Source organism: Acinetobacter sp. V102_4 (assembly GCF_031799005.1).
Taxonomy (GTDB): domain Bacteria; phylum Pseudomonadota; class Gammaproteobacteria; order Pseudomonadales; family Moraxellaceae; genus Acinetobacter; species Acinetobacter calcoaceticus.
Window position 1 is genome coordinate 1 of the sequence record NZ_JAVQNR010000010.1, and the last position, 2,617, is coordinate 2,617.

At 32.1% G+C, this 2,617-nt stretch carries 2 protein-coding genes; one reads left to right on the forward strand and one right to left on the reverse strand.

Annotated features, from left to right (window positions below; all coding sequences use genetic code 11):
• Nucleotides 1-1,073: 1,073 nt before the first annotated feature.
• Nucleotides 1,074-1,304: an AlpA family phage regulatory protein gene (locus RMB13_RS00520; RefSeq protein WP_311084106.1), complete on the reverse strand. Its 231-nt coding sequence runs from the start codon at nt 1,302-1,304 to the stop codon at nt 1,074-1,076.
• Between the two features lie 561 nt (nt 1,305-1,865).
• On the opposite strand from RMB13_RS00520, the gene RMB13_RS00525 reads away from it, so the two are divergent.
• On the forward strand, nt 1,866-2,617 hold a 752-nt coding region (locus RMB13_RS00525; RefSeq protein WP_311084107.1), incomplete at its 3' end, for an inovirus-type Gp2 protein.

Sequence of the window (2,617 nt, forward strand, 5' to 3'; positions counted from 1 at the left end):
GGGTGCTGGGTGCTGGGTGCTGGGTGCTGGGTGCTGGGTGCTGGGTGCTAGTTTGAATTCATGGGTCAGCTTTCTGAAGAATTTATTAGATACCTTTGCTTGCATTTATCAATATTTTTAATTTTGTCGGAATATACGTGTTATTTCTAGAAAGAACAATTTCATACTAACAGGAAAAGATCGGATAATTACTCAAAGTAATAATAAATTAGGTCGAGATTTTGAAAGATTAACTCACGTAGTGATACCTATTTGTGTGGTTATTTTTGTTATTTAATTTTTAAATAATCATTGTGCTCTTTTATTCAGTTGATTGTAGGTGTGAATTTATTGTTAGGTTTGAACTGGATTTTATTGAATTTTCTAAAATAATTATATAAAACAACTTTATTTTTTCTATAGTTAATTGATGGGTAAATATAATTTGTAAGTTGTTTTTTTATTTTCACTATAATTTGGTGATATTTTATATGCTTTTGTTGAGATTTTAAAATTCTTTATCATTGATTGTATTGATCCTAAAATTTTATGAAAAAAATTTAGAAATGTAATTTTTGATCCTCCTCTATTTGGAAATGAAATAGTAAGAGTTGGGATGAAGGGATGTGTCAAAATTATTGAAGGACTTCTTGTATATATAAATTTAATGGGTAATTTTATTTGGTGGAAATTTATGCGAAACTCCTTATCTTTCTATTCTTGATGGTGATTCAAATTGTTTGGCTTATTATCTCGATAATAAGATGAGTAAAAGTGTTAAAGAAATGGTGAAGATATAGCTTTTATTCTATTAAATGATTTTAGATAAATGAAAATAATTTAATTTTTCAATTAAATATTTTTTATACTTTAGGGAGAGTTATGAAAGAAGAAACTACTCTTCCAAAAGTAAATCTGAAAAAGTATTTAAGAACTTGGTGCTTCTATTTAGTACATCGTGATCTTTACTGCATAAGCTACTCTCTTCCCGTGTCTCAAAAACCTATAAGAGGGAAACTTAATTATAAAGAGAGAAACTCTTCTAAACGTAGGTTCTCACTATAATTAGTTATCGAACAAATGACTAGCACAACTTAACGTTGTGCTAGCTTTGACTCAATCCATATGTTGAGTTCTAATGCTGACCATCCTACGCGATTTGTTGATAAGCGAATTTGTTTAGGGAATGTTGAATCGTAATATTCAGATTTTGGATCTAACAGGTTGTAGATTGTTGCTCGGCTGAGACCAGTAAAATTAATAACCTGTTTCAAATTGATGATTTTATTCATGACAAAGGTGGTTTGGTTTGATGACGCATTCATGGTTTATTCCTTTCAAAATAATGCGTGCGTTTTTGCACATACCATGAGCAACCCAATAAAAAATAAATGCTGGTGTACAAGAGGTTCCCTGATTTCTATTCAGTAGATCTCCGTTAGGGCGTTATATAACTTCAACTTTACTTAGAGTGGGATACTGAAAAGCTTGTTGTAACTTTAGCTTGCTATAGATCTAATTTTTGTAAGGTTTTCCTATCAGATGATTTTCCCTAATATTCGTGAAGTGATGAAAAATATTTGTTCTCATTGGCAGGTATATTAATTATTCTTTTTATTACATTGTTCTAGTACTCTTATCTATTAGATTTATTCCTATCTAATACATAGATCTACTATTACCTAAGACAATTAATCCATTTCAGTGTTAGTAACTCAATATAAATATGTATCTAGAACTATATTCTCATATAGCTGAAGTGAGAGACTAATTCATCTTATTCAATCTATCTAAGCTCAATGCCTAAAAGCATAGAGCAAGTAATCACCATTAAAAAATAATCGATATGACTTACCTATGATTTAAACTCAACTTAGGTAAGTACAATGTCTAACCAAGCTCAAACTCTCATTGCAATCGAACACTTCATTGATCGTATTCTGCATAATCAAATCAGTAATGATCAGATTCTTCGAGAATTACAGGATTTAATTCCAGCTTTTAAAATTCAATATTCCTCGAATGTGTGGTACAGCCAACACATTCAGGTCTTTATTGGGCTTATTAGTTTTGTTGAAAGTCACTTACAGGGACAAGGCTATGATGGCTTAGATATGCTCTTAGAGCATCAGGTCTATACTTTACGAAACCTTGTACACAGCTTTCACTCAGATATTCGCAACCAACTCCATGCATTTCAACTGCAAGAGTTACGGAATCAACAACGACTAACTGAATATATTGAGCGTGTTTTACAGCAAAAATCACGCTCTTTGATTGTACGCGTGGATTTGAAATATCCTGATCATGTACAGAGTTTAGTAAATATCAAGTTATTTGATCAGCACATGAAAACTCTCCGTAATCGGATTTCAAATGGTGACCGCTGTTTTTCTAATTTAGAGGGGTTTGTTTGGGTATTAGAGCAGGGTGGACACTCAGCGGGATTCCATTGCCATTTAATGTTGATTTACGATGGACATAAACATCAGAATGATTTTGGTCTAGCTTTAGCGGTTGGTAATTATTGGCAAGAGATTACGAATGCGTTAGGTACTTTTTATACACCCAATGAACCTACTACCAAAGCTCGATTTGAAGAAAAAGGGACTTTAGCTCTTGGTCGTATTGAGAGAGC

What these genes read in the sequence shown, in the direction of transcription:
- RMB13_RS00520 (WP_311084106.1), bottom strand. Translation starts at nt 1,304, where the DNA reads ATGAATGCGTCATCAAACCAAACCACCTTTGTCATGAATAAAATCATC.